This is a genomic window from Acetitomaculum ruminis DSM 5522 (assembly GCF_900112085.1).
Taxonomy (GTDB): domain Bacteria; phylum Bacillota; class Clostridia; order Lachnospirales; family Lachnospiraceae; genus Acetitomaculum; species Acetitomaculum ruminis.
The window spans coordinates 109,815-134,688 of the sequence record NZ_FOJY01000008.1; the positions used below are offsets into that span (position 1 = coordinate 109,815).

Annotated in this window: 22 protein-coding genes and 1 pseudogene; 18 read left to right on the forward strand and 5 right to left on the reverse strand. The window is 33.8% G+C overall.

Annotated features, from left to right (window positions below; genetic code table 11):
- Positions 1–33: 33 nt before the first annotated feature.
- The 9 genes and pseudogenes from BM153_RS14275 (at position 34) to BM153_RS06925 (ending at position 4,528) form a co-directional block, all read left to right on the forward strand.
- Positions 34–505, forward strand: a pseudogene (locus tag BM153_RS14275) (4Fe-4S binding protein).
- A gap of 43 nt (positions 506–548) precedes the next feature.
- Positions 549–992 (forward strand): GNAT family N-acetyltransferase, encoded by a 444-nt coding sequence (locus BM153_RS06890; RefSeq protein ID WP_092872083.1) that lies wholly within the window; start codon positions 549–551, stop codon positions 990–992.
- Between the two features lies 1 nt (position 993).
- Entirely contained in the window at positions 994–1,413 is a 420-nt protein-coding gene (locus BM153_RS06895; protein WP_092872085.1) for an ASCH domain-containing protein, read from the forward strand.
- A gap of 33 nt (positions 1,414–1,446) precedes the next feature.
- Complete coding sequence (locus tag BM153_RS06900) at positions 1,447–1,929, forward strand: SAP domain-containing protein (protein WP_092872087.1); 483 nt, start codon at positions 1,447–1,449, stop codon at positions 1,927–1,929.
- Between the two features lie 115 nt (positions 1,930–2,044).
- A complete protein-coding gene (locus BM153_RS06905) occupies positions 2,045–2,296 on the forward strand; it encodes a helix-turn-helix domain-containing protein (RefSeq protein ID WP_035878185.1) in 252 nt (83 codons plus the stop codon).
- A complete protein-coding gene (locus tag BM153_RS06910) occupies positions 2,283–2,606 on the forward strand; it encodes a virulence RhuM family protein (RefSeq protein WP_092872089.1) in 324 nt (107 codons plus the stop codon). The genes BM153_RS06905 and BM153_RS06910 overlap by 14 nt, the downstream gene beginning before the upstream one ends.
- On the forward strand, positions 2,590–2,901 hold the full coding sequence (locus BM153_RS06915; protein WP_092872091.1) for a hypothetical protein: 312 nt from the start codon (positions 2,590–2,592) through the stop codon (positions 2,899–2,901). The genes BM153_RS06910 and BM153_RS06915 overlap by 17 nt, the downstream gene beginning before the upstream one ends.
- A gap of 145 nt (positions 2,902–3,046) precedes the next feature.
- A complete protein-coding gene (locus BM153_RS06920) occupies positions 3,047–4,144 on the forward strand; it encodes a Fic family protein (protein WP_092872093.1) in 1,098 nt (365 codons plus the stop codon).
- Between the two features lie 87 nt (positions 4,145–4,231).
- Positions 4,232–4,528, forward strand: coding sequence for a hypothetical protein (locus BM153_RS06925; RefSeq protein WP_092872095.1), 297 nt, complete (start codon positions 4,232–4,234; stop codon positions 4,526–4,528).
- A gap of 451 nt (positions 4,529–4,979) precedes the next feature.
- Here the strand turns inward: BM153_RS06925 and BM153_RS06930 are convergent, their stop codons facing one another.
- Positions 4,980–5,879 (reverse strand): 4Fe-4S dicluster domain-containing protein, encoded by a 900-nt coding sequence (locus BM153_RS06930; protein WP_092872097.1) that lies wholly within the window; start codon positions 5,877–5,879, stop codon positions 4,980–4,982.
- 161 nt (positions 5,880–6,040) lie between these two features.
- On the opposite strand from BM153_RS06930, the gene BM153_RS06935 reads away from it, so the two are divergent.
- The 4 genes from BM153_RS06935 to BM153_RS06950 all read left to right on the forward strand — a co-directional run bounded on the left by BM153_RS06935 (position 6,041) and on the right by BM153_RS06950 (position 11,149).
- Positions 6,041–6,703, forward strand: coding sequence for a response regulator transcription factor (locus BM153_RS06935; protein WP_092872099.1), 663 nt, complete (start codon positions 6,041–6,043; stop codon positions 6,701–6,703).
- Complete coding sequence (locus BM153_RS06940; protein ID WP_092872101.1) at positions 6,696–7,919, forward strand: sensor histidine kinase; 1,224 nt, start codon at positions 6,696–6,698, stop codon at positions 7,917–7,919. Before BM153_RS06935 ends, BM153_RS06940 begins: the two co-directional genes overlap by 8 nt.
- Before the next feature lie 87 nt (positions 7,920–8,006).
- On the forward strand, positions 8,007–10,367 hold the full coding sequence (locus tag BM153_RS06945) for an ABC transporter permease (protein ID WP_177205603.1): 2,361 nt from the start codon (positions 8,007–8,009) through the stop codon (positions 10,365–10,367).
- A gap of 23 nt (positions 10,368–10,390) precedes the next feature.
- Positions 10,391–11,149 carry an ABC transporter ATP-binding protein gene (locus BM153_RS06950; protein WP_092872105.1) on the forward strand — a complete coding sequence of 253 codons (759 nt, stop codon included), beginning with the start codon at positions 10,391–10,393 and terminating at the stop codon, positions 11,147–11,149.
- Positions 11,150–11,191: 42 nt separating this feature from the next.
- Here BM153_RS06950 and BM153_RS06955 read toward each other — a convergent pair whose 3' ends face one another.
- The 3 genes from BM153_RS06955 to BM153_RS06965 form a co-directional block, all read right to left on the reverse strand.
- Positions 11,192–11,899, reverse strand: coding sequence for a class I SAM-dependent DNA methyltransferase (locus BM153_RS06955; protein ID WP_092872107.1), 708 nt, complete (start codon positions 11,897–11,899; stop codon positions 11,192–11,194).
- 20 nt (positions 11,900–11,919) lie between these two features.
- Positions 11,920–12,933, reverse strand: a complete 1,014-nt coding sequence (locus BM153_RS06960; protein WP_092872109.1) for a radical SAM/SPASM domain-containing protein — start codon at positions 12,931–12,933, stop codon at positions 11,920–11,922.
- Positions 12,934–13,015: 82 nt separating this feature from the next.
- Entirely contained in the window at positions 13,016–13,987 is a 972-nt protein-coding gene (locus tag BM153_RS06965; protein ID WP_092872111.1) for a helix-turn-helix domain-containing protein, read from the reverse strand.
- Positions 13,988–14,131: 144 nt separating this feature from the next.
- Between BM153_RS06965 and BM153_RS06970 the strand changes: the two genes are divergently transcribed.
- The 5 genes from BM153_RS06970 to BM153_RS06990 all read left to right on the forward strand — a co-directional run bounded on the left by BM153_RS06970 (position 14,132) and on the right by BM153_RS06990 (position 21,579).
- Positions 14,132–15,886 (forward strand): ABC transporter ATP-binding protein, encoded by a 1,755-nt coding sequence (locus tag BM153_RS06970; RefSeq protein WP_092872113.1) that lies wholly within the window; start codon positions 14,132–14,134, stop codon positions 15,884–15,886.
- Positions 15,886–17,601 carry an ABC transporter ATP-binding protein gene (locus tag BM153_RS06975; protein ID WP_092872115.1) on the forward strand — a complete coding sequence of 572 codons (1,716 nt, stop codon included), beginning with the start codon at positions 15,886–15,888 and terminating at the stop codon, positions 17,599–17,601. The genes BM153_RS06970 and BM153_RS06975 overlap by 1 nt, the downstream gene beginning before the upstream one ends.
- A 379-nt stretch (positions 17,602–17,980) precedes the next feature.
- Complete coding sequence (locus tag BM153_RS06980; RefSeq protein WP_092872117.1) at positions 17,981–18,631, forward strand: helix-turn-helix domain-containing protein; 651 nt, start codon at positions 17,981–17,983, stop codon at positions 18,629–18,631.
- A gap of 128 nt (positions 18,632–18,759) precedes the next feature.
- Positions 18,760–19,542: a ZIP family metal transporter gene (locus BM153_RS06985; RefSeq protein ID WP_092872119.1), complete on the forward strand. Its 783-nt coding sequence runs from the start codon at positions 18,760–18,762 to the stop codon at positions 19,540–19,542.
- A gap of 153 nt (positions 19,543–19,695) precedes the next feature.
- Positions 19,696–21,579, forward strand: a complete 1,884-nt coding sequence (locus tag BM153_RS06990; protein WP_092872121.1) for an autotransporter outer membrane beta-barrel domain-containing protein — start codon at positions 19,696–19,698, stop codon at positions 21,577–21,579.
- Positions 21,580–21,851: 272 nt separating this feature from the next.
- Here the strand turns inward: BM153_RS06990 and BM153_RS06995 are convergent, their stop codons facing one another.
- The gene (locus tag BM153_RS06995; RefSeq protein ID WP_092872123.1) at positions 21,852–24,230 is read right to left on the reverse strand and encodes an MBG domain-containing protein; all 2,379 of its coding nucleotides are present in this window, start codon (positions 24,228–24,230) and stop codon (positions 21,852–21,854) included.
- Positions 24,231–24,874: the final 644 nt, after the last annotated feature.

Below are 24,874 nucleotides of genomic sequence, written 5' to 3' on the forward strand. Positions count from 1 at the left end.
TATCTCAGTGGAACCGGAAATACGAAGCACTGTGTGGAGTTGTTAGTGAGTTTAATAGACCATGAGGTACAGTGTATTCCCTTGGAGTATCCACAGATAATAGGTTTATTGGAGAATGAGGATACAATTATTTTAGGTTATCCAACACAGTTTTCAAATGCACCGATGATGGTGAGGGATTTTATAAAAAAGAATAGTGATATTAGGCGAGATAAAAAAGTGTTCTGCCTTAATACAATGGGATTGCTTGGACAGCGACTTTGGTTCTACCGATAAAACTATCGGATATACGGATAAACTAAAAATCAGTGATAATTGCGTTGGTTGTGGACTGTGCAGCAGAGAATGTCCAATGCAAAATATTGAGATAAAAAATGGTAAGGCTGTATCTAACAACCAATGTACAATGTGTTATCGCTGTATTATTTTATGTCCTAAACAGGCCATTACTCTTTTAGGCGATACCGTTAAGGAGCAATGCCGGTATAATAAGTATGTTTCATAATATGAGAAAATAAGATTCATGGAGATATAAGACAGATTAAGCTATGAAAATATATGAAGTAGTAGTTAATAAAAGAGACTATATGGATTTGCTTTTTCTTGCTGATGAGCAGGAGGACATGATTGATAAATACCTGGATAAAGGCACTATGTATGTACTAGATGATGACGGTGTGAAAGGAGAATGCGTTGTCACAGATGAAGGTAATGGTGTCCTTGAAATAAAGAATATCGCAACCCTTCCAGAATCTCACGGTAAGGGGTATGGAAGACTTCTCATAAAATATATTTCTGAGAAGTATGCGGGGAAATATATGATACTACAAGTAGGTACTGGAGATAGCCCACTAACCATTCTTTTTTATGAAAAATGTGGGTTTAGGAAACATCACAAAATAAAAAACTTCTTTCTGTATAATCATGATCATCCTATTATCGAGGAAGGAGTTCAGTTGGTAGATATGGTGTATTTGAGGAAGGAAATATAAAATGACAGCAGAACAATTATGGAAACAATCAGGATTAACAGGTGAATATGAAGCGTGGGCATTTTCTGATGCCCCAGATAAATTGGCAGCACTTGTGTGCGAAGGAACAAAAACAGCAACATGTTCATCCTACGACATGTATGCAGTAGAAAATGAACCAATTCCAAAGGTTGGAGAGTACAGCATTATTCTTGATTCTAATGACAATGCAGTTTGTATTGTGCGCACAACTAAGATTACAATTTGTCCTTTTAAGGATGTAACTGCAGAGCATGCATATAAGGAGGGCGAAGGCGATAGAAGCCTTGATTATTGGCGTCAGGTTCATAAAGAATTCTTGGAGAGCGAACTTGAATCAATAGATATGGCTTTCAGCGAAGATGCAAAAGTTATTTGTGAGGAGTTTGAATTGATAAAATAATGCTTATAATCTCTGAAGGAGTATTCAGTATAAATGGACAGATCAGAATTTGATAACATAAAGGATTTTGAAGAATTCAGTAAGTATTATTGGTATAGGGATGAACTAATAAAAATATGTAAGGCTCGTGGTTTAAAAGCTCCAAGTAGTAAGGTACAATTGAACGCAGTTATTAAAGCTTATTTTTCAGGAGAGAAGATTTTACCTGCTAAGAAAGTCGCAAGACAAAAAAAGAAGGCTGTAGTTACAAATCTTACTCTAGATACAGGATTGATCGAGTGTGGGTTTAATTGCGGCAACAGATTTAGAGAATTTTTTAGACAACAAACTGGGAAAGAAAGTTTTAGTTTCAAGGTAGATATGGTTGCTACTGCAAAAGCAGTAAAGGAAAATGGTGATGAAAGCTTTACATTTGGTGATTTGCTAGATGTCTATTATGGTAAAAAATTGTATGTTGTTTTATTTGAATTTTTTTGGATTAATTTTCAGCACAAAAAAAGAAGAGAGAATATATAAAATAATAGGTTTTTATTTAGGCGAAGAGAAATCTCCGCTTTTTTTGTATAGTTGATAAAAACAAATATTATTGATACAATAAAACCACACAATGCGTGGTACACAGGAGGCTATTATGGGAGATAAAAAGGAAGAATTAAAAAATCAAATAGAAACCTTGAAGAATATTAGAACGGATTTGGGGCTTAATCGTAAACAGTTTTCCGAATATATGGATATTCCGATTCGTACATTAGAGGAATGGGAAGCCGGAAGAAGAAAGATGCCGGACTACGTTTTGAGATTGATATTGTATTATTCAAAAATGGAAAAGATTTTGGATGATAGGGGAAGTGTAAGGAGGGAGGATATAGATGGAGCAGAATAATGAAATTGTTTTATTTGAAACATCTGATAAGGAAGTGACTTTGTCTGTGCCGATGGATGGAGATACGGTATGGCTTTCACAAGCTCAGATGACAGAATTGTTTAATGTGGATAGAATAGTAATTACGAGGCATGTAAATAATATTTTTAAGGAGAAAGAATTGATTCGAGAAAGCAATGTGCAAAAAATGCACATTGCAAATGCGGATCGACCAGTCCAGTTTTATAGCAGAGGAGAAAATCGAAGAGGCGAAGAAGGAAACTGCTCATATTATAGAAGAGGCGCATGCGAAAGTGGATGGTATTCTTGAAAAGATAAACCGTCGTCTGGGACTGATACCCAAAAAGGACATTGAAGACAAAAGGTTACAACTGGTTGAGTATTACAATGATTGTAAACCGTATCTTACGGACGATATGAAGAGAGCTATCAATGCTGAGGATATCACGGCGTTTGGAGATATGGTCAGCGCAATGCGTTCATATAATCCTGATAACACTGTGGCAAGAAGTGATCCGGGATGGAACGAACTGTTTTCTTTTGAAATCAAGTTCAAGGAATATCTCGAAATGAAAAATAAAAATGTGAAAACTAAGGATGTTTAGAGGGAGTTGGAACAGCCGGAGCGAGTTCGTGGACAGAGAAGATGAGGTGATAAATATAGAAAAAATACGGTATGTATTACTCCTATATATTGACATACTCCTAATTTATGATAAAATTTAGGAGTATAGAAAGGAATAGGGGAATATGCGAGAATTTGACTATAAAAAGTATAAGGAATACCGCTGGGATAATGAAATACTGAATTACCTTTCACAGATTCATGAGTATAAAGGGAAGCAGGAACTGTTTCTACGCCAAAAACCTGTCGAAATGGAGAAACTTGTTGATGTGGCCAAAGTACAATCTATTGAGTCTTCAAATAGGATTGAGGGAATTATTACTACAGCAACAAGAATCGGTCAGATTGCAAAAGAAAAAACAACTCCCAAGAATCGTGATGAGAGGGAAATAGCCGGATACAGGGATGTATTAAATACGATTCATGAGAATTATGAATATATCCCTATCAATGGAAATATTATCCTTCAATTGCACAGAGATTTGATGCAGTATGCTGAAACCGGAAATGGTGGCAGATATAAGATAACCCAAAATTATCTTAAGGAAACAAAGGAGGATGGGTCTGAGGTGATTCGGTTTACACCCGTTCCACCCTACGAAACAGAGCCTTGCATTGATGCGATTTGTGAGAATTATAATTTTATGATGGAAGATACATCAGTGAACCCATTGCTGATTATACCTGTATTTCTACATGATTTTCTTTGCATCCATCCTTTTAATGATGGTAATGGGAGAATGAGTAGGCTTATGACGCTCTTACTCTTATATAAATCAGGATATCTTGTCGTAAAGTATATTAGTATTGAGAAGCATATTGAAAAGACGAAGGATGCTTATTATGACGCATTGGAGGCTTCGTCATCAGGATGGCATGAAGAAGATGAAGATCCTTCGATTTTTGTAAAATATATGCTTGGTGTTATACTTGCGTGCTATCGGGAATTTGAGAGTAGGGTAAATATTTTAAGTGATACTACCATTATATCTGAAACGGCGGATGGGAAGAAAAAGGTAATCACCATCAAGAGTAAAGCTTATGATATTGTAAAAGCGTCTGTCGATACAAAAATAGGTAAGTTTACAAAACGAGAAATTGTTAATATATGTCCAAGTATAAGTGAAAAATCAGTAGAAGCAGCAATAAAGAAACTTATGGATGAAGGGTACATTAAAAAATATGGATCAGGGAAGAATACTTTTTATGCCAAAGTATTCTAATTCTCCTATTTATTCAACGATAATAGGATAAAAATGGGGATAGGAGAAAAACATGAAGTATATTATTAAGATAGGGAGGATGGCAAAATGCCTTTAAGAACAGAGGATCAGGTTAGAAATGAAGCAGGTATAACACTTGGGTTTATAGATGCAAGCGGAAATAATGTTGATACATCTGAGTATCTATCAGGAGTTGGGCAACTTACGACATTTATTCAATTAGGCTCAAGGCTCGGTACTACTGATTTTGCAGGAATAAGTGATAAACCTGATGGGTGGCTTATGCCGTTTAATCAGAATGGAGTTGCGATCGTTCTTGAAACCAAATCAGAAAAGGAAGATATTTCAAAGAAAAAATGGGAGAAAGAACTCAAAAAAAACTGATGCTGTATCATAGTGTTTCTGATTTCGTGCCATTAAAAGCACCTCCTTTTCCTCGTACTATATATCATCATATACGAGTATAAAGTGTCAACAATTATGATACAGCATCACAGGACGAGGATTTGCAGTTGTTGCAGAAGAAATCAGTAATCTGGCGGATAATTCCAAGAATCTTGCAAGTGCAATTCGAGCAGAGATGGATGTTCTTTTGTCAGAGTCCGGTTCTGCGGTAGAAATGGCAAATGCAGTGCGAAAAGAAAATGAGCAGCAGTGGAACAGCTTTCTGCAACAGTTACTTTCCTGGCCGGAGCAGCAGATTCCTTGAAACAAATATCGGATAAGTTATATAAAGATATGGAATTTTTTAAGTAAGCAAGAAAGAGGATTTGATTTTTGGACCGTGATGAGGCAAATCACGATTCTTTTTACTGACTTATGTTAATTTGCTTTTTTAATGAAGATTTTTGGTAATACCCAAACTTTCTTCAAACTTCTCAAATCCAATTCTTTCTATAACACTTTCAAGTCTTTCTTTACTTTCACCATTTTTTCTGTAAAAATCAAGAATTTTTTCTATTAGGGAATAAACCTCTTCTTCTTTGGTATAAATGACATTTAAAGGCTTTCCTATGGTGGTCTTTTTACCCCAGCGGCCACCTACAAAAACCTTATATCCATATTTTCCCTGTGTGAAAATATCAAAATTGCATTTTTCTCTGCAAAGGCCACAGTTTATACATTTAGTTCTGTCTATTTCAATCTTTTTATCCACAAGTTTTGGGGCAGAAACCGGACAGACTTTTTCTATATTACATTTTTTACATCCACGGCAATCTTCGGAAATATATTCCGGAATGAACGCCCCAACTATTCCTATGTCATTCAAATTCGGTTTCATACAATTATTAGGACAGCCCCCGATTCCTATTTTAAATTTATGAGGCAAGTCTACATTATGCCATCCTTCATAGAACCTTTTATGTATTTCCTCAGAAATTTTAAATGAATCCAAGAGGCCATATTGACATACTGTACCCTTACAGGAAGTAATCGGGCGAACTTTTGCCCCTGTACCTCCGGTATAAAGCCCTTCTTCTTTAATAAATTCAAGAAAGGCTTCTATTTTTTCATAAGGGATACCAAGTACTTCAACACATTGTCTGCTGGTAAAAGTAACATTACCATTTCCAAATTTTTCTGCTGCCTTAGAGATTTTTTCAAGTTTATTTGCAGTAAGTTTTCCATTTACAGTAATTACTCTGGCAGAAAAACAATTAGTGCCTTTATTATTTAAAAACCCTAAACCTTTTAATCTTTTAATTTCATCATTATTGATTTTTGGCTCTGACATTTTTATACACTCCTTTTTTATTGATGTAAATTCTTCTATATGTACTGTTTATTGTAAAATAGATATGAGATAAAATAAAGATGTATGAGAAATTTTGATTGTATTCATAGTTGTTGCTGTCGTAGCTGAAATGTTTTGCAAAAGTAAAAAAAGGAGAAAGCATGTTAGACATCATTATAGTAGAAGACAACAAGGAAATTGCAACTCTTTTATGCGATTTTTTAAGAAAAGATAATTATATCGTAAGCATAGCTGATTCCGGGGAAAAGGCTTTAGCATTATTTGAAAAATATGGAGCAAAACTAATTATTTTAGACATAATGCTTCCTGGAATGGATGGATTTGCAGTTTGTTCTAAAATTAGAGAAAGCTCAAATGCACATATTATTATAGCAAGTGCTAAAACCACCAAGGATGATAAGTTAAAGGGACTTGGCATCGGTGCTGACGACTACATAGAAAAGCCTTATGATATTGATATTTTATTAGCTAAGGTTAGAGGCATATTTAAAAGAAAATATGCCCTTGATAAAATCATTTCGGATGAAATCATGCTAAATACAATAACTAATACTATATATGTAAATGGTAACCAAATTGAGTCAACAATAAAGGAATTTGAATTATTAAAACTTTTAGTTGAAAATAAAGGTGTAACGCTAAAAAAGGAGTATTTGTTTAATAATATTTGGGGGAGCGACAGCTTGTCAGAGCCCCAAACCCTTACAGTGCATATTAAATGGTTAAGGAAAAAAATAGAGCCTGACCCTAGACATCCGAAGCATATTATTACAGAATGGGGAGTTGGATACCGCTTTGAATAAATTTAAGAAAGTTAGAGTTGCTTTTGTTATTTCTCAATTATTGATTATTTTATTGGTTAATATCTTTGTTTTAAAAAATCAAACTGATGTAAAAAATCGAAGTTATTTAGTAGATGTAAAAAGAATAGTTGATTGCCTTAATAATGGGCAAAGTCTTGAAGATATAAACCTTGATGATTATAAATATATTATCAATATTACACCTTATATAAAGGGTGAACATATAAAAAATGAATATACAATAGAAGAAATTAATGGTGTACTCTACAAATTTGAATATATAAGAGATGAAAATGACAAAATAATTCTAGTTATGAATTTGTCTCTTTTTGTTATGCTTATTTTTTCACTTTTCATATTGTTATATCTTGAAAAAAAGGTTATTAGGCCTTTTTCCAATATTACTCATCTTCCAGGAGAGCTTGCAAAGGGAAATCTTGTCATTCCGATTTTAGAAGAAAAAAGTAAATTTTTTGGTAAATTTTTATGGGGCATGGACATGCTAAGGCAAAAGCTTGAGGATGATAAAAAGAATGAATTAGAGCTTTTAAAGGATAGAAAAACTCTTGTTTTATCTTTGTCCCATGATATCAAAACTCCCCTTTGGGCAATCGATTTATATACTAAAGCTTTAATGAACAATCTATATGAAGATGAAAATAAGAAAAGACAAGCTCTTGTTGGTATAGAGAAAAACACACTTGAAATAAAAAAATTCGTAAATGAAATTACAAACGCAACTAAAAATGACTTTTTGGCACTAAAGGTTAATAATGGTGAAGTTTATCTTTTTGATATTCTATTAGAGATAAAAAATTATTATACTGCTAAAGCTAAGCTGTCATATACAAGCTTTACAATTGATAAAGTAAATAATTGTCTTGTTTATGGAGATAAGGATAGAATTGTGGAGGTTATGCAAAATATTCTAGAAAATGCCATAAAGTACGGAGATGGCAAAGAAATCAGGATTTCCTTTGATGAAGAGGAGGACTGTCAGCTTATTACCATCTCAAATACAGGTAATACCTTAAAGAAAGAAGAAATGACAAATCTTTTTGAATCTTTTTACAGAGGAAGTAACAGTAAAAAGGTTTCGGGAAGTGGTCTTGGACTATACATTTGCAAGGAGTTAATGCATAAAATGGATGGAGATATTTTTGCTAAATCACAGTCAGGAATATTTAAAATCACTCTGGTTCTAAAAAAATATTAAATGGTTTGGAGTTAATTTTTGATTTAAGGATTATTTAATAATTTAAGTACTATATTAAATCCATCAAGCAAGGAAAGGATGCCGGATATGTATTTAAATATTCTAAAAAAGGACTTAAGACACAAAAAAACGATGAATATAATTCTTCTGCTTTTTGCAATACTTGCATCAATGTTTGTTTCTGCCGGACTTGCAAATGTGGTGACAGTGATGAATGGAACAGACTACTTTTTAGACTTGGCAGGAGTAGAGGATTATGTAATTATTACTCAAAACGGTGGGGAAAATGTGGAGGAAATATTAAAAAGCTCACCAAATGTGACTTCATATAAGAAAGAGAATTGTTTTTGGGGCTCTAAGGATGATTTATCTGTAGAAGGTAAAAAGATTGAACTTAAAAATAATACCTTACTTATACAACATCTTGAAGAAACAGGCATTAAATTTTTTAAAATGGATAATTCACAGCTTGCCCATATTAATAAAGGTGACATATATGTTACATCAGGATTTTTGTCAAGCAATAACCTAAAGGTGGGAGATATTCTTAAAGTAGAGTTTGGTGATACAAATAAGAGCTATAGAATAGCAGGAGAAATGAAGGATGCCTTTCTTGGCTCGGATATGATGGGGAACACAAGACTTCTTATAAGCAATGAGGATTACAGGGACTATACGAAAAGCCAAAGCCTTCTTCCTTATCTTGGTTCTTTGTATTATGTAGCATCAGACAATGTAAAAGCATTAGGCGAAGAGATTTCACCGGCTGAAAATGTTCTTTTTTCAGATAGTAGAGAAATAGTAAAGCTTTGCTATGTAATGGAAATGATTATAGCCATGATTGTTTTGGTGCTTAGCGTTTGCCTGATTATAGTATCATTTGTTCTTCTAAAATTTGTTATTTCTTTTTCAATAAGTAAAGAGTTCCGGGAAATTGGTGTTATGAAGGCTATTGGAATTAGAAATTTTAAAATTAGAAGCCTTTATATAACAAAATATTTAGCTATGGCTATTATTGGTGGTATTGCAGGATTTGTCTTGGGAATTCCATTTGGAAATTTTTTAACAGGTGCAGTTTCTAAAAAGATGATTTTAGGAAACAACTATGGAATAGCAGTTAATGTTTGTGGGTCAATTCTTGTAATAGTTATAATGAGTATATTTACATACCTTTGCACGGGAAAGATTAAAAAGGCATCACCTGTAAATGCTATAAGAAGTGGACAAACCGGAGAGCGATACGGGAAAAAGAGTATTTATTCTATAAAGAAATCCCATCTTGGAAACGCCTTTTATATGGCATTAAATGATGTACTTAGCGCACCAAAAAGATTTGTAACGATTATAATATCATTTTTCTTATGCTCGATTTTAGTTTTTGGTATTGTCGAGGTAACAGATACCATGAAAAGCGACAGACTAATCACTGCATTTACTAAAAAATCTGATATGTATATAAATGATGCGAAAATTCTTAAAATGGAATTTTTATCATCAGATGGGGATGCTTATCTGGATGAAACATCAAAAAAAATAGAAGAGGATTTAAAGTCCCTTGATATGCCGGCAAGAGTAAGTGCGGATGTTTTATATCGTTACCCTTTAACTTTTGATGGAAATACAAGCTCATTTGTTTTTCAGCAAAATACTAAGGCAAAAGCAAGTGAGTATGAGTATTCTAAAGGCAGTGCACCACAAAAAAGAAATGAGATAGCTATTACTCCGATAGTATCAGATAAGCTGGGGGCATACATAGGAGACAGAGTAACTATTGATTTTGGAACAGAAAAATTAGACTGTATCATTACAGCCATATTCCAATCCATGGATCAGTTAGGAAGCGTAATAAGATTACACGAGGATGCGCCAACAAGTCTTGCAAATGCAAGTGCTTTAATGTCCTTCCAGGTTGATTTTAATGATAAGCCAAGTGCTAAGGAAATTGCGAAGAGAATAGATATAGTAAAGGATTTTTATGATATAGATGATGTATTTGATGCTGCAATGTATAGTGATGACTGTATGCATGTATCAAAAACCATGGAAAAGGTTTCAAAACTTTTGCTTTTAATAACATGTATTGTTGTAGTCCTTGTTACAATCCTTATGGAGCGATCCTTTATTCAGGAAGAAGTTCATGAAATAGCTCTTTTAAAGGCGATTGGATTTAAGAATAGCTTTATTATTAAATGGCAAAGCATACGCTTTATGATAGTAACTGTTACTTCGCTGTTACTTGCGATAATTCTTACTTACCCAATAACCAAGCTTTGGTGTGACCCGATATGGAAAATGATGGGGGCATATCATGTAAGCTATTATTTTAATCCTCTTTCATTATTGGTAGTATATCCGGGGATTATACTTTTATTAAACCTTGTGGCTGTATTATTGACAGCAATGCATACAAACAAGATAACAAGCAAAGATATTATGAATATAGAATAGGTCTATGGAAATGGAGAAGAAAAATGGCTAAAATTTTAGAAGTAAAGGATTTATGCAAAACCTTTGTAATAGATAAAAGACAAAACAATGTTCTTAAAAATGTTAACTTTACAGTAGAAGAGGGAGATATGATTGCTATAATGGGACCATCCGGTTCCGGAAAGACAACACTTCTTTATTCTGTTTCAGGTATGGATGCAGCTACCTGTGGCTCGGTTTTATTTGAAGGAAAAGATATCACAAAGCTTAGTCAAAACGAGCTGTCAAATCTTAGATTAAATGAAATGGGATTTATTTTTCAGCAAATGTTTATGATGAAAAATTTATCTATCCTGGATAATATAGTTTTACCGGCACTTGAAAGCAAAAAGGATAATGAAAAAAAGCCTGAAAAAATAAAAAGGGCCCTGGAGTTAATGAGGAAGCTTTCCATAATTGATGTGGCAGATAACGATATAAATGAGGTTTCAGGCGGTCAACTTCAAAGAGCTTGTATTTGCAGAAGTATGATAAATAAACCAAGACTTTTATTTGCTGATGAACCAACGGGAGCCTTAAATAGAACCGCATCCGGTGAAGTTATGGAAGCAATAGTTAAATTAAATAACGAAGGAACCACAGTTATGATGGTTACTCACGATGCCAGGGTTGCTGCAAGATGTAAAAGGGTTTTATATATCGTTGATGGAAATATAAAAGGAGAGTTTATTTCAGATACAAACTCACTAATTACAGATAATGAGCGAAAATTAAATAACTGGCTGCTGGATTTGGGATGGTAAAAAATGCTTATGTCTGATATTACAAAAGCAGACATACCGGTATTAAAGTGGCTTTTGTGCCGTGAAAAAAAGGGCGGTCCCATGACCTGGATGTGTCGGATTTAAACTGTCATTACAGGTAATATTGTCAAAACCTGCAGAAAGTAGTATATCGCTTATAAGGGAAGGCTCATAGAAGGTCTCCACCACCTTTTCTTCATGCAAGAGGTTTTCTCCTTCATATGTATATACGTGAAGAGTTGTAATCTGTCTGTTTTTCGTAATCTGAAGGAGAATTCTTCTGTCGCCGTCTTTGGCTAGTTCAAAGGGGGTTTCATCGTGGCCTTCCTGTCCGTTTAGAATGTCAAAGATGAAATAACCTCCGGGAGTTATATAGTTGAACACATTATGTATCATGGTATCTACAAGGGATATATCAGAAAGGTGGTTAAGGGCATCACATGTACATGTTACCAAATCCACCTTTTCTTCAGGCTGGTAAGTTACCATGTCTGCTACCACAAAATTTGCACCGGGACAGTTTTTCTTTGCAATTTCTATCATGTTTTTAGACAAATCAATTCCCTTTATCTTAAGTCCCATATCCCTCATGATACGGCATAATACGCCAGTCCCGCATCCAATATCCAAAAATGACACTGGATTTACACCCATATTCTTTAACCATATCTTTAATTGCTCTCCAAAAGTCTCCGAATAGTAATTCCATCCCAATTCATTATAAATCTTACAAAAATCCTTTCCATACATTTTAAACTCCCCCCATTTTTTTACATTTCATCAAGTATTTCTTGAGAAAATTCATCTAAATCTTCTGGAACACCTTGTTTAAGTATACCGCAGTTAGGACATGATAGCACGCTTAATCTTTTTCGTTCTTTTTTTAGAAAAGACTGCTGAAAGTTCCATAGAACAATACTGTCCCATATTTTCTTTGGTGTCGGTGGGGCTCCCACATGCTGATCTAAAATCATTGCGTGATTCCAGTCAAATCTGCATAAAGAAAAAGTAGCGTCTGAATTAATACACATCTCATAAAATACGTAGGGACATACTTGGACTTCACCGCTTTTGCCCCCTAAAAGACTGACATTTTCATCAAAATCCACTTTCATTTCATTATATTTTGGCCAATACTCGATGGTATGCTCCACAGAGATACCGTCAGTAATATTACCAAAAGTTTCATAGAATTCATCTTCCTGCTTCGGTGTCAGATAGTCACCGTTAATTTTTATATTCATTTCGCAGTTTCCCTTGTGGGCGTAAAAGTAGGCTATATTTTCCACAAAGCTGTCATAATCTAAATTGTGACCGGAAAATTCCCGGTAGTGGTGGGCATTAATTCCTTCAACGGAAATATTGATTCTGTCTAATCCTGCATCAATAATATCTCTGCTTAATTCATGGGTTAATAAAGATGCGTTGGTTGTAGTATCAACTCTTTTAACCATAGGAGACTTTTTGGCATATGCGACCATATCTGCAAAATGTTTATTTAAAAGGGGTTCACCTTCTTTGTATAGTCTTATTACACGAATTGGGTCTTTAAATTCGCAAAGGGAATCAATTATCCCTTTATATACTTCAAAATCCATAGGTCCGTGTTTTCTGCCCTTGGTTTTTTTCATAAGTTCCAAATTACCTGTTGGACAAAATTTACATCTGAAATTACAGGTATCGCAAGGATCAATATAAATAGTATAGGGTGTGCGCATGGGAATAGCTTCCTTAAGCTCCATTCGGTCATACAAATCTATTCTGGGAATATAGCGTGCTTTCATTTTTTACCTCCTTAAGGCTTTTTGATATCTTTTATAATAGGGTTATCATCTTTGTTTTTTATACTCTTAGATGAGGAAAAGTCTACTTACGGGCACTTTTTCTATATTCTAACGGAAGAACTCCGGTATGTTTTGCAAAAAGTGCGGCAAAGTGACCAGCAGCCTGGTAGCCCACTGCCTTGGCGATTTCCCCCACAGGAAGCTCAGTATAAAGCAGAAGGTGTTCTGCGTGGTCAAGTCTTACATTTTGTATATATTCATTGATGGTACAGTCAAAATATATACGAAAACATTTTTTTAATTTTGTTGTCCCCATACATCCAATCTTTGAAAGACTGTCTATGGTGAGATTATCCGCATAATGGTCATTTATATAAGAAGCAAGAGCGTCTAACATCTCCTTATCGGCAGCAGATACAGTAGCTTTTTTTCGGGAATTAATAAGTAGGTGTCTGTTATAAACCAGGGATAATGCTTCATTTGCCTTTCCTTCAAAATACAAAGCAGCAGATAATGAATCCCCCCTGTAGTTTTTTATATCCCACAAAAGTTTCATCATTTCAGGAAAATCAGTGGTTTCATCAATACTTTTAAATGCTTCGGCAGGATTTTGATATAAATTGGCAAAAAGACTTTTCAACTGCTTGTTGTAATAGTTGGGATGATATTCAATGCCTATAGATTTAATTGGTATATATTTGTGAATCAATGCGTGATAGGGTTCATAGCCTCCACGAAAACTTTTTATAAGGCCGGAACGAAGCTTACGGTAAGGTTTTAACTCTTCTCCGGAAATGGAATCATATCTTGTGATGCTTAAACATTCCGGAATTTTCATATCAATGACGGTATCTTCATTAAAACGGAAATCATGTATTTTTATGTTATATTTTCCGGGTACTTCATAATACCAAAAATAACCCTGGCCAATCTCAGAAGAAAGCATAAAAGTATCGCCACAAGGCGGATATTCTCCTGTATTTTCACATTTAATAAATCCTGAGTTTTCAAATTTGTTTTTATAATAACTGCTGTTTATATCTGTATAGTCCATATTTCAACCTTCTTTTTAAAAATATTCCTAAAGGACATTTATATATGATAATCAGACTAAAAATATCTTATGTTATTGTATCAAAAGTTTAAGGAATATACAATGAAAATCGTTAAAAATCAATTAATTAAGGAGGAATAGTAATTGGATAAAAAGAAAAAAGTGGGTTTTTCTTTGTTAATGGAATGGGCTGATAGGAACAGAGTATATGTTTATATATCTGTAGTTTTGGCATTGATTTCCAGTTTAAGCAGTATAGTACCCTATCTGATTTTCTACAAACTTATTGATGCACTTGTGGAAAGAAGATTTACTTTCAAAATGGCAATCACAATGGCAGGAATACTGGTGGCCATAACCCTTGTTAGAGTTATATGCAATATGTTTGCATCAATATCATCTCATAAGGGAGCCTACAACACTTTGTTTAGGGTAAGATGTATGGTAACCGGGCATATGGCAAAAATGCCCTTAGGTGCCCTTAATGAAAGAAGCACAGGTGAAATAAAATATGTTTTGAATGAAAGCATTGAAAAGATGGAATTATTTTTGGCACATAATCTTGTGGAGTTGGTTTTGTATGCATCGGGTCCTGTGGTTATGTTTATTTATCTTGTAAGTGTAAATGTAAAACTGGGGCTTATAAGCATCTTGCCTTTAATACCGGTCATTGTCGTTATGATGGCAATGTTTATGCGGTTTGGAAAATTCATGGATGCTGTTAATTCTTCCTCAGGGGATCTTTCAGGAAGTGTAAGCGAGTATGTAAACGGAATGAGGTTAATTAAGGCATATAATATGTCTGTACAATCATTTAGGAAATATTCAGATGCCATAGAAAAACAATTTAATCTATGGTGTGCTATATCAAAGGCGACAGGACCTTTTTATGCAGCCTACATTGTTTTACTTGAAAGTGGCATCCTTATGCTTGTTCCGGCAGGAGGCTATATGTTTGTGCATGGACATATTACGGCAGGAGTTCTTCTTTTATTTGCCTTCATTGGTTCTCAATATCTTATGGACATAAGGCCCTTACAGGAATTATCCAACAATTTGGCTTTTGTTTTAAATGGAATAAAACAGGTAGAGGATATTCTTGATACAAAGGTTTTTGAAGGAGATGAGCATTTCCCTGAAAATTGCCATATCAAACTGAAAGATGTGAATTTTTCATATGATAAAAAAAACAATGTTTTACAAAATGTAAATCTGGAAATAAAAAATGGAGAAAAAATCGCAGTTATAGGAAAGTCAGGAGCCGGAAAAAGTACATTGGTGCAGCTGATTTCAAGATTTTATGATGTGGAAGAAGGAGAGATTCTTATTGGCGATAAAAATATTAAGAAGATTAATTACGAAGAACTCCTTGATAAAATCGCAATTGTTTTTCAAAACAGTTTTCTTACAGGAGGCAGTGTTTATGAAAATATAGCCATGGGAAGAAATGTATCTTATGAAGAAGTTAGAAAAGCTGCAAGAAAGGCATGCATTGATGATTTTATCATAAACCTCCCCCAAGGCTATGATACTTTATGTAATGGATATGGAACCCGCTTTTCAGGTGGACAAAAACAAAGGATATGCATTGCCAGAGCTATTCTAAAAAATGCTCCCATACTAATACTTGACGAAGCAACCAGTGCTGCTGATCCGGAAAATCAGATTGAGATAGATAAGGCAATAGATAATTTATGTAAAGAAAAGACGGTTATAATAGTTGCCCATCGTCTTGATATTGTAAAGAAATGTGACAGGATTGTTGTGGTGGAAAATCAGGGAATATCCGCAGTAGGAACTTTTGAAAAACTGCTAAAAACCAATGAATATTTTTCAAATGCATGGCAACAATACACCAGGGCGAGAAATACAAAATACAGATTGGGGGATAATGAATAATGACAGAATACAAGAAAATTTTCAGACCTGGAATAAAATTAAATATATCTATTGTGGGAATTGTATTTGAAGGATTTTTGACAGGATTAAATTTTTTGGTGCTGTTAAAACTTTTAAGGTTGATTTTTGAAAAAGGAGTAGAAATTAAGGATATTTTTGGTTCAGTAGCAAGTCTTGGTGTAATTTTTCTTTTCAGGCTTATACTATATACGATTTCCTACACAGAAAGTCAGATTGGAGGAGCTAGTGTTACAAAAAAGATTAGAAAAACTATTGGAGATAAATTAAAACATATTCCCCTTGGTATATTTACAGCTAATAAAACAGGCTTTTATATTAATGCGGCTACCAGTGAAACCGCTGATTACGAACAGGTTCTTACCCATAAAATGGCTGACATTATAAAGTTTTTTATGTTGAATTTGTTATTGGGATTTTATGCAAGAACCATTAATGCATATGTGGGAGATATAATTTTATTAATATTAATAATGCTTATTCCAACCATACTATTTTCCATAAGGCAGGTTAACAAATTTGGCACTTTAAAGAATAAGGCAAGAGAAGAAAATGTAAGTGCCATTACAGAATATCTTACAGGATGTCAGACCCTAAGGTCATATGGCCTTGTGGGAACAAGAAACAGATTACTGACTGATACAATGAAAAAATATTCAGATGTAAGTTATCAATATGAGAAAGCTATATTACCCATTGGCTTTGCCTATGTGCTTTTTTCATATGTTTCTATAGCAGCATCACTGCTTATTATGTCAAATGCCTATAATCAGGGGAAACTTTTGGCTTACGAGTTGATAATTCTTTTTATGATGCTTTTATATGTAGCAAAAATATCCATGAGTCTTTATATCAGTCTGGTGGCATACAGGAATTTATTAATCTCAAAAAACAAAATAGAAAGAATTTTTAAAGAAAAAGAAGAGAAAACAAGTGATAAAAAGCTAGATGTAAAAAAATATGACATAGAATTCGAGAATGTTGATTTTTCATATACTCCTGAAGAAAAAGTATTGAATCAGGCTTCTTTTACAATCAGGGAAAATACTCTAAATGCAATAGTTGGAGATTCAGGCTCTGGAAAATCCACAATATTTAATCTTATTAGTAAATATTATGAACCTGATAAGGGGAAAATAAAGATTGGAGGGATGGACATAAAAGGCATCTCTTCAGAGGAAGTTTTAAAAAAGATCAGTCTGGTAGACCAGGATGTATTTTTATTTAATGATACCGTTATGAACAACATTAGATATGCAAGAGAAAACGCCTTGGACGAAGAAATATTTGAAGCCTGCAAGATGGCCAACTGCCACGATTTTATTTTAAAGCTTGATAAAGGTTATAACACGATTATAGGAGAAAACGGCAAAAACTTATCAGGAGGAGAAAGACAAAGACTATCAATTGCAAGAGCAATTCTTAGAAACAGCCCCATTGTTTTACTGGATGAAGTAACTTCATCCCTTGACATAGAAAATGAGCTTCTGGTTAAAAGGGCTATAGGCAACTTATTAAAAACCAGGAAAACAGTGGTCATGATTGCCCATACAATGCCCATTGTGGAAAAGGCAGACTGCATTTTGGTGGTTGAAAACGGGAAAGTGGTAGAGTGGGGAAATCATGAGCAGCTTATGAAACTAAAGGGCAAGTATGCGAGAATGAGACAGGCTTCAGATTCTTCCTTTATACTTTAAAAAAGATTATGGAAGATGAGTTGTCTGCGTGTATTGTTTTTTTGCCTTATATATTATATGATTGGTTTAAAAATTATTGAGAAAATTCAGTAAAGCGGACATTCGGAATCCGCTTTGCTACTTCCTCATGAACGCAGTGGCACTTCGTGCCACCTGTCAGAAGGGGCTTTAACCCCTTCTGACACTAGTAAGCTTATACCCCCGCTTAAAGCTTACGCTTTTGAAGCGGGGGATTGCTTACACTGCGTTCAAATACCAGTAAAATAGCGGATGTAAAAGAATTTTGACACCCATTTTATGCATATGTAAAAAGCATTTGATAGACTTTTTAGCTAAAATTTTTCATACTTCATTTAAAAGAAAAGAAAGGAATCGGCAGATGGAAATAGGAAGTAAAATAAGACAATCAAGGATGGAGGCGAAAATCACCCAAGAGCAGGTGGCTGAAATCCTGGGTGTGAGCAGACAGACAATTTCCAACTGGGAAAACGAAAAATCATACCCTGATATTATCAGTGTCCTTAAGATGAGCGACCTGTATCAGGTTAGTCTGGATTACCTTTTGAAAGGAGAAACGTCGATGAATAATTATATGGACTTTTTAGATGAAAGTACGAATGTAGTAAAGAGCAAAAACAGGCTATCAAAATTAATACTGATTTTGACCTATTTTGTGTTTTGGACAATTGCAGTAATTGCTTTCTGGTGCTTTTTGAAACCTGGTGATGAGATGGGGTATACCTTTTTGTACTTTTATATTGTTACTCCATTTGCAACATTGATGGTATCATTCATAATTGGTGAAAATAATTATTGGGGAAGATGGAAGTGGCTTGCTACAATTGTATTTGGAATTATGTATATGATGTTGAGTTACTGCACCTTCGATATGGCTTGGAGTATATCAATGAAAAAAGTAGCAGTTCCGAGATTTTCAACAATATTAGTCGGTATGATAATATCCCTTATAGGAATGACAGTAGGACATTTGTTGTATTTCGTACGAAGTAGAACAAAAAAGAAGGCTTAAACTGTCATACAAAACACAGTTGGAGTCCTAATTCCGAGTGATGAAAAATATCATTTGGAATTAGGATTTTTAGCTTGATTTTTACATATGAGTTAGATAAAACTAATTATATAAGTGAGGTGATATAGATGACAAAGGATTTACTTTTAGGAATATTGATTCCTCTTATAGGAACAGGAGCAGGTTCAGCTTGCGTTTTTTTTATGAAAAAAGAGTTATCCCTCAGTGTACAAAGAGCACTTACGGGATTTGCGGCAGGTGTAATGGTTGCCGCATCTATTTGGAGTCTTATTATCCCGGCTATTGAGCAGTCAAAGTCAATGGGGAATTTTTCCTTTCTACCTGCGCTAATTGGTTTTTGGTTTGGTATTATATTTTTGCTGATTCTTGATAGCGTCATTCCCCATTTACATATGAATGCACAAAAAGCTGAAGGTACTAAAAGCAAACTCGCAAAGACTACAATGATGGTACTTGCCGTAACCCTTCATAACATTCCGGAAGGAATGGCTGTTGGTGTGGTATATGCAGGATTTCTAACAGGTTCTTCGGAAATTACCGCTGGTGGTGCTTTGGCATTGTCCCTTGGTATTGCCATACAAAATTTCCCGGAAGGCGCCATTATTTCTATGCCTCTCCATGGTGAGGGAAAAAAGAAAAGTCTGGCATTTTTAGACGGCGTATTATCCGGAGCTGTTGAACCAATAGGTGCCCTTATTACCATTTTCCTTGCAGGATTGATAGTCCCGGCTATGCCATATTTATTAAGTTTTGCTGCCGGAGCAATGCTATATGTTGTAGTGGAAGAATTAATTCCTGAAATGAGTGAAGGAGAACACTCTAACATAGGAGTATTGATGTTTTCAGTGGGATTCACCTTAATGATGGCTTTAGATGTTGCTTTGGGATAGATATTAAAAATGAATTTCCATATCAGATACTATTCACAAAGTATTCAAAGAGCAAACAGGCGTTACACAGATTCCTTCTTATAATAAAGTTTAACAAAAAACATTAATAACTTATTTTTTAGGAAAGGAAAGCCATTTGGCAAGGTGATAAATATGCAATATAAAAAAATGAGAATTTTTTGTGGACTTATGGTAGCTGGTATGGTTGCAACATCTCTTTCGGCTTGTACAAGCTCATCAACCAAAACAGCAATTGTATCAGATGATAAAAATTCAACAGAAAACAAATTTGAATATACAGATGGAAGTGACATTGATGATCTTGCCGGAAAAAGTGTAATGGGAACTGTTACAAAGGTCGATGGTTCAACAATAACTCTTTCAGTTATGGAAGGCGGTGGACAGCCACCTTTAGGCGAAGCTCCGTCAGAAGATAGAGATTCTTCTTTGGATGATAAAAAGGAAATGCCAAAGGAAACAGATGATAATTCTGAATCCGAAACAACAAAAGAAAATTCCGACAAAAAGGAAATGCCGGAAATGGAGACAAAAGAAGCAACTCTTACAATATCTGATGAATCCGTTTTAAGTGGAATCACTCTTTTAGAGATTGAAGAAGGAAGCAATTTAGAAATATCATTTGATGACGATGGAAATATTTCATCAATATCCCTTTCTGAAGGATTCGGAGGGGGTCAGCCTCCTCAGGGTCAGTCTTCAGGCGTTGACAGTTATGACGCAGTTACAGAATATTCTGAAGATACAGAAGAATCAAATGAGTCTTATACTTCAACAAATACGGATGAAAACGCAATCCTTGTTTCAAATGGTGCAAATGTAACTCTTGATAACATTACAGTAGATAGAACCTCGTCAGACAGTACCGGCGGAGATAATTCCAGCTTTTACGGAGTTGGAGCTGCTATTCTTACAATAGATGGAACAACCAATATAACTAATGCAAATATCTCAACAGATGCAGCAGGTGGAGCCGGAGTATTCGCCTATGCAGATGGTGTGGTAAACATCTCTGACTCAACCATATATACAAAGCAAAATACCTCTGGAGGAATTCATGTGGCAGGCGGTGGAACACTTTATGCAAACAACCTTAATGTCACCACAGAAGGTGAATCAGCAGCTGCCATAAGAAGTGACAGAGGCGGTGGAACAATGATAGTTGACCAGGGTACATATACAAGTAATGGTGTAGGTTCACCGGCAGTATATTGTACAGCAGATATTGCAGTTAATAATGCTACATTGAAATCTAACGGTTCTGAGGCAATTTGCATGGAAGGTTTTAACAATTTGTATCTTTATGATTGTGATATATCAGGAAACATGCAGGATCTGGAAGCAAACGATACAACCTGGGATATCATCGTTTACCAGAGTATGTCAGGAGATGCTGAAGTTGGAAATGCCACAATGCAGATAGTTGGAGGAAGCTTAGAGGCTAAGAACGGTGGTCTTATCTATACCACAAATACACAATCCAACATCCTTCTTTCAGATGTGGATATAACCTATTCAGATGACAGCGAATTTTTCCTCATGGCAACAGGAAATACCAACTCCCGAGGCTGGGGAAACGAAGGTGAAAACGGAGCAGATTGTACCTTTACTGCTGATTCACAGGAAATGAGTGGAAAAGTAATCTGGGACAGCATCTCACAGCTTGATTTCTATATGACAAATGCCAGCACCCTTACAGGCTCTTTTGAAGATGATGAAACCTACGCAGGAAATGGTGGAGATGGCTATTGTAATGTATACATAAGCTCAGATTCAAAATGGATAGTAACAAGCGACAGCACAGTAACAAATCTTTACTGCGAAGGAACAATCCTTGATGAAAACCAGAAAACAGTGTCAATTGTAGGCACAGATGGCACAGTATATGTAGAAGGTACATCAGATTTAACAATAACAGTAGAAAGCTATGGCGATAGCGTAGACCTCTCCGGCGCAGCATTGACAACAGATTTTGAATGTCCGCTTTACACCACATCATCATCCCTTAAAAATGCGTAAAAATTAATGCTTAATTTAAAATCAACACCCTCTAAAAGTTAGGGTGTTGATTTTTTTGCATAACTGATGGTTAAATAAGATTTTCTATAAAAACTATTCGTTTTTTGAATAATCATAAAATCGCCTTGTTTTTACAAATAGAGGGTAATATAATAACAAGACTGCAAGAAAAAGAACCACCCTTTTTCTCAAACATAAGAGAGCTTAGAATGGTTCTTTTTTTTACTGTCAACTACTTAACATAGTGACATTATATTTTTATTATAGCTTATTTATTTTATCTTAAGTGTAATAGTTTTTTCTACAGCTTTTTTATCAATATTGGCTAATCCCTTGAAATTGATTGTTATTGTTATCTTATAGTTTCCTTTCTTAAGACCTTTTTTAACTGTTATTTTTCCATCTTGTGAAACTATTATTTTTTTATCTCCTCCTTTTTTAGTGAAGGTGATTCCTTTTGTAATATTTTTTGTTTTATTTGCTTCTTTGTAAGTACCATTAGCTTTTACAGCATATTTTAAATCATGTTTTTGAAGTTTTGTATAACTTAATACTTTTGTTTTCTTTGAAGTAGCTGTAAGGTCTAATTTTGCTGCTTGTTTTTTAATAACAAATTTGTATGCTTTTGATGTAACACCCTTATAATTTTCATTTTCTTTTGCAACAGCCACTACATAATATGTTCCAACATTTTTTACATCAACAGCTTTTATTTCTTTTTTACACTTAGCATCTTTATAATATTTAAAGCTTACCTTTTCACCGCTATTTACGCTAGCTTGTGGTTTAACAGCATTTCCAGTGTATGTAGCAGTTAGTGATTTGGTATTAAATGCTATTTTAGCATCTGCTTTTTTGATTACAAGTTTTACTACTGTTTTAAATTCATAATAATTTTTATCTCTAGATATTACTTTTACAAAATATGTTCCAGCATTTTTAGGAGTTACCGGTTTTTCAAGATTTTCATCTGCGAAATAAGTGTATTCTATACCTGATGTTATCTCTTTTCCATCTTGTAAAGCAGGATCTATTTTCTGAACTTTGTTATTGTAAACTACTGTTTTATCTTTTACTTCTACTTTTCTTTCAGCACTTTTAATGGTAAATGTTGCTCTATTATACATTATCGTATAATCGTCTGCATCCACGCTTACTTCTACTTCATAGTCTCCAGCATCTGTAGGAAGATTACCATCTGGTAAATTAAATGTTAATGTATATTCATCTTCATTTAGTTTTCTATTCTCGAAATATACGTTAAAATCTTTTTTAGAAACAGGTTGTTTATTATATGTTAATTTATTTACCGGTTTAATGCTTAATCTTTCATCTAGCATTCTTTCTTTTTCCAGAATAATTTTTGTCAAATCTGAAGCAGCATAATAATTATTATCTACCGGCACCATTGCCTTTACATAATATAATTCTCCCGTTTTTAGCTGTTCTTCTACTCTTTCTTTTCCTTCCGGATCTTTGTAGAAATCAATTTTTACACGATCTTTGCATTCTACAAATTCTCCATCTTTTTCTTTTATTTTTACCAATAATTGGTCATAAAAATTTTCAAATTGTTCTCTTTTTTCTACTTTAACTTCTACAGAATCTGTCTGGGCTCTATCTATGACACAAATTGTTTGACCATACGCTGCAGCATGAGTATCATCTTCATATAGATGTATAACTGCTAAATAACCACCAGCATCTACCGGAACAAATCGTTTTTTCCCAGCTTTTAAATTTTTTCCTTTAACATCTGGCTCAGGTAATAATTCAAATGAGAGTTCCATTTTTTTCTCATCTATAGCCTGTTTTTCACCATTTATAATAACATTAAAATAGCTGGCATCTATTGGGGTTCCATCATAGATTTTTTTCTTTACCTGCTGAAGTTGTATTGTTACATTTTCTTTTGGTTTTTCAGATATTTTATACCAAATAAATTGATATGTAGATTTATAATTTTCATTTCCGGGATATATAACTTTTAAAGAATATTCTCCTGGTTTTGTTGGAGCACTATCAAACTTCGTATCTCCACTGAAATTATAATATTCAAATTCCAAATCTTTTATATCTACATTTTCAAAATCTAAATTATGTTGTTTTTTTACTCTTGCTTTTATGTTTTCAAGATCTATAGGATTTCCATCTTCAGTTTTATTTAAGTTTCCATCAACTACAAATTCAGATACTTGATTTTTTTTAATTGTAAATTCTAATGTAGCTACGATTTTACCATCTACAACAATTTCTAGGTTATAGAATCCTACATCATATATTACACCTTTATCAGGTAATATTTTTTCTCCATCTTTAGAAACATTTATACTGTAATCATAAAAAGCTTCCTCATTCTTTTTTACAACTACTAAGCCATTTTCTCCGGTAAGGGCAAATCCTTCCTGTTTATATTCTACTTCGCATGAATTTTCTCCGGTTTTATCTAAATTATAAACTTTATCATAATTAAAGTCTGCAATATAACTTGCCTGTTCATCTTTTGTTATTGTTTCATCACTTGTTAATATGCCTATATCATCATTTGCATAAGCAGTCAAAGTTGCATTAGGAAAAGTTCCTGCTGATTCTGCTAAAATAAGTGTTGCCATGGCAAAAGCCACAGTTTTTTTCAAAAAATTTTTTCTCATAATCTTAATCTCACCTTTCTTTTAATTTTTAAATGTGCTTTTTTATTTTTTTTTACTTTACGCAAATTATGAAGGAATTATTTTTTGCGCATTTTCCCTATTTGCGTTTCTTAAAGCGATTTTTATTTTTCCTCCTTTTATTTTTTTGTCTTTTTTTATACAGACTTTTTTTCATTCGCTTTATTTTATTAAAATTTTATGAGCTGGGTTTTTAATCACGTTTTTTAATTTTCTAATTATCTTTTTCCTAAACTTTTTAAAAATTTTTATAAGTCTTTTGTATAAAAATTTTCCGAAATTAAAATATTCTTTAAATCCTTACGTGATTTACCGAAATGATTTATTTGCCATAGAAATGTTTTCTAAAGGTAGATTAATCTTATATAATTATTTTTCCTAAACTTTGTCCTATTTTTTAATTTGCCTTTTAAATCTCTTTTTTATTTTTAAATCTAATCCCTACTAAGCTTTAGTCTCTCTAATTTTATCTCTTTAATTTAACCTTTTTTAATTTAATCCCTTTTTTGATTCGACCCCTTCTTCTTATTTAGTCTCTTTTTTATCATATTTGGTAAATATACTTAGATATTCATATTCGTATCTAAAATTTTCCAAGGTCTTATCACATTTGCATATTCTATATT